The sequence below is a fragment of the Photobacterium sp. OFAV2-7 genome, assembly GCF_022347985.1.
Lineage (GTDB): Bacteria > Pseudomonadota > Gammaproteobacteria > Enterobacterales > Vibrionaceae > Photobacterium.
In genome coordinates this window covers 1-3,781 of the sequence record NZ_JAKRFQ010000497.1, presented here as the reverse complement: position 1 = coordinate 3,781, position 3,781 = coordinate 1, and the positions used below count along the sequence as shown (strand labels likewise).

2 protein-coding genes and 1 pseudogene are annotated in these 3,781 nt (G+C 49.5%); 2 read left to right on the top strand and 1 reads right to left on the bottom strand.

The features are described from left to right. A partial coding sequence (locus tag MHN01_RS19720) for a hypothetical protein (RefSeq protein ID WP_239412912.1) occupies window positions 1-2,439 on the top strand: 2,439 nt, incomplete at its 5' end. Window positions 2,440-2,500: 61 nt separating this feature from the next. On the opposite strand, the gene MHN01_RS19715 is transcribed toward MHN01_RS19720, so the two are convergent. Continuing rightward, on the bottom strand, window positions 2,501-3,409 hold the full coding sequence (locus tag MHN01_RS19715; RefSeq protein WP_239412911.1) for a LysR family transcriptional regulator: 909 nt from the start codon (window positions 3,407-3,409) through the stop codon (window positions 2,501-2,503). A 152-nt stretch (window positions 3,410-3,561) separates the two neighbouring features. Here MHN01_RS19715 and MHN01_RS19710 point away from each other — a divergent pair. Beyond that, window positions 3,562-3,781, top strand: a pseudogene (locus MHN01_RS19710) (carboxymuconolactone decarboxylase family protein); the annotation flags it as partial.

Sequence of the window (3,781 nt, the reverse complement as noted above, 5' to 3'; positions counted from 1 at the left end):
GGAACCTACAATATTACCCTTCCCGGTGGCGAGCGGCTTGATTGTGTGGTGCTTGTCTCCCTTGGTGACGGCACACCGGCTGTCAGGCTGGGAGAACCGCTTCCCCAGGATGTCTTGCTGGCCCCCACCACCTCTGAACAACTTCAGGTTGATCTCAATAGTAGCGTTGCATACCAGGCCATCATTAATGAAATCGCCTCCGTCGACGGTTGGGGTGATTACGCTTCCGCCGTCGGCGCTAACCCCGAAGATATCGGCAGTGCCGATGTACTGGTTGATGAGCTTATCGCCAATGTCGCCGACAGGGTTGACACTGTTGTAGCAAACTTGGGGACCCTTAACTTTGATGTATCAGCCGTGCTTGCCTCACCCGAAATCAAAGAGCTGGCTACGAATATTATCGATCGTGTACAGACTGAAAAGAGTGCAGTGACGGTTAACGTTGCAACGGCGCTGGAAACAGGTGTCTGGTGGCTCTATTCCGACATGGAATTTAGTGGGGATGGCGAATATACCCGACTCGAAGCCGGAAACATTACTTTTGATGGCGAGACGACCTCCGAGAGCATGTATGAGTGGCTATCCAGCAGTGATGCCGCAATCAGCCTCACAAATCCAACCACTTCCTCACAAAGTATCGCGGCAATAGACCTGACCGGACTGAGCGTTGAAGAATGGGGGCTGGCACCCAGCGGTGATACAACATGGCTACCTATCTACGATCGCCTGGTATTTCGCGCTGCAGATGAATCGAAGGCCGTCTTCACCGATATAGGCCTTGCCGAAAACTCTGGGTTTGACTACCAGCTATCACTTCAGGAAATCGACATATCAGGAAAGAAAGTCGCTTCGTTCCTCACCTTCCCCGAGGCACTTGAGTTTCTTCCCCTGTTGCCATCAGATCTTAAATTTAGTGCCGGAGCAAAGGCTTATAAGCTGACAGAAAGCATGGTCAATGATCATACCCGTTATCAACTATGGAATGATACCGACTGCGATACCCCTCTCAATAATAACTGCAACCGTATCTATATTAACGGCAGTGACACCGCCCCCAGCGAGCTGAGCGAGTTGTTAAATGATGCTGCGACTGACAGCGATCAGGTCGGGAATGCCAAAGGTGCCTGGTTATCGGGTGACTTACTGGCAGAAATGGTCAATAACGATGAGAAATCACTCATTCTATGGCGACGTGTAGCAGCCAACAGCTTTATAAAAACCACCTCTACCTGGGCGCAAACTACAGTCAACAACGTTGAACTATATACGCTAACTATCCCCGAGGATCTCGCCAAGGCCGATAGCGACATCGATAATGACGAACGCAATGTGTTTTTTGCCGTACATGACAATTTCGTCCGCCGAGGGGTTATCATCAGTAGTCTGGATGACGATGCCGGACTGCTATTCAACCAATCAGCCATTGAAACCATCTATAACAATGCCAGTATCGACAACCTGCCGTCATTCGGACGGTGTTCGATCGGCAATAAGGACTCGGGCGCAACAGAAAGTGACTTTATCCAGGCCATTGCCCAGTGCGGTTACTCTGACTCAACGAACTATCTCGGCACCTTCTACAACATGAACCTTGTACGGGTTAACAGCAAAGGAGAAGTTCGGGGGCATCAGTTCCTGGAAAACAACACACTGAACTACCTTAAACGCGGGAAAATCAACTCTACCCAATACTGGACACTAAACAATGGCATTATCCGAATCTCATATGGCGATGACGAGCCGGGAAATAGCTATGAGATGCTGGCAATAACCGACGTTGATCTAAAAAATAGCAAATACGCCTTTAAAATATATACCCACGACTATGTCGACGAAGAAAGCGGCTATGTTGACGAAATCTGGACGTATATCGCTACCCGTTCAAACCCACTCAACAGTCTTGTTGTTTGCGAAACCGGAGATTCACAGACCACTAACGATAGTGAAGTGCCGATATCCGGTACTGAAGGTACACAAGCTACCTACGAACAAGCCGTTGCGGGTTGCTTAAACATCGGTGAAGGCGAACATACCCCTCAATTCACCGAAAGCACTTTGCAAGGTAATGCACTGCAGTCCATCAGCTCACCGACTGAATACATGCTCTTTTTTGATACCGATTCTAACAACAATGCCAAGTTCGAAGGTCAGTTCAGAAATACTGATGCAAACAATCCTGAAGTGGTTAATTTCGAATGGTCCATTGTGGACGGTCAGTTATCAATAGATGCCTCGACCGAGCAGGTAACCATCACAGAAATAAGCAGCATCACCCAAACCAACGGGCTTGAATTCGACATCAAGAGCTTCTCGCAGCAATCAGACTGGGTCGCCAGTGTCGACTACATAACCGACGGTGAAGGCAAAATCTGGAGTGATACCTATAAAGTTATCGACAACAGCACAGTTCCTGAGGTTGTCTTGCCTGCAGCAGAATAGTATTACTAACCGTTTCACATTGCCTTAGACTTCTAGCCGCTCTCTGAGCGGCTTTTTTTCCTTATAGCGGTTCATTCAATGCTGCATCACTTCTTAACCGCTGCGCCAGCATATCAATAAAGGATCTCACTTTAACGGAAGCATAACGCCCTTCTCTGTGCACTATATGAACAGGGCTCGGCTTCAATTCATGCTCAGAAAGCAATACTTTCAGGCTTCCGTCAGCAATATGGCTTGCCACCTGATAGGACAGAACACGGGTGATCCCCAACCCTTGTACGGCAGCTTCTATCGCTGAATCATTGGTCGTAACCGTAAGACGCGGCTGTAACCTGATCGACTGCTCTCCTTTTGGAGATGCAAATCGCCAACCTATCGCAAAGTTGCCCGCACTGGACGCTATAATCGAATGATTCTGAAGTTCACTCGGAATCTCCGGCTCACCATGTTGATCAAGATAATCTGGCGATGCCACCACCACCATACGAACAGTGCCGACTCTCAACGCGCGCATACTTGAATCTGGCAGCTCACCAATACGAACACCAACATCCAGTCCTTCCTCAACCAGGCTGACAACCCGATCAAGGAATATGGCATCCACTTTCATCTCCGGATAACGCTGGAGGTATTCAACAATGCCCGACATGACAAACATTCGGCCAAACAGGACAGGCGCCGTTACTGCAAGGTGCCCTCTAGGCTCGGCATTTATACCGGCAGCGGCTTCGTCAGCCGCTTCAACCTCAGCCAATAAACGCCGAGCATCTTCCAGGTAGCGCTCCCCCGCCTCGGTAGTACGGACATAACGCGTAGTTCGGTTCAGCAGTTTAACGCCAAGCCGATCTTCTAGGGCTGCTACGGTACGAGTAACTGCTGGCGGGGACATTTGCAGCCGCCGGGCTGCCGCGGCAAACCCCTCTTCTTCGGCGACAGCCTGAAACACCTGCATCTGATGAAAGCGATCCATACATAATTCCACTAAATGAAATAATCAATTGCCTTTAGAGGATATTCTTTAATTCAACGAAATCAACCATAGTTACCTCATTCGATGCCCACTCGCATCTGACGCAACACAGCAAGGCAAACACAACAAGCATTTTTCAACATGAGGAAACAATGATGAACCGTATTACCGCAATCGAACGCAACCATGCCAGCAATGAGCAAATTGAGCTATTGGACGCTATCCAGGAACAGCTCGGGATGGTACCCAACTTTCTGAAAGTGTTCGCCAACTCACCCGCTGCACTTCGCGCCTTCCTCGGCTTGCACGGTACTGCCGGAGAGGGCAGCCTGGACGCACTAACCCGGGAACGAATTGCACTTGCCATCGCCC

Bases quoted from the DNA above. Each gene is read 5' to 3' on its own strand.
- MHN01_RS19715 (WP_239412911.1), bottom strand. From the start codon at position 3,409: ATGGATCGCTTTCATCAGATGCAGGTGTTTCAGGCTGTCGCCGAAGAA.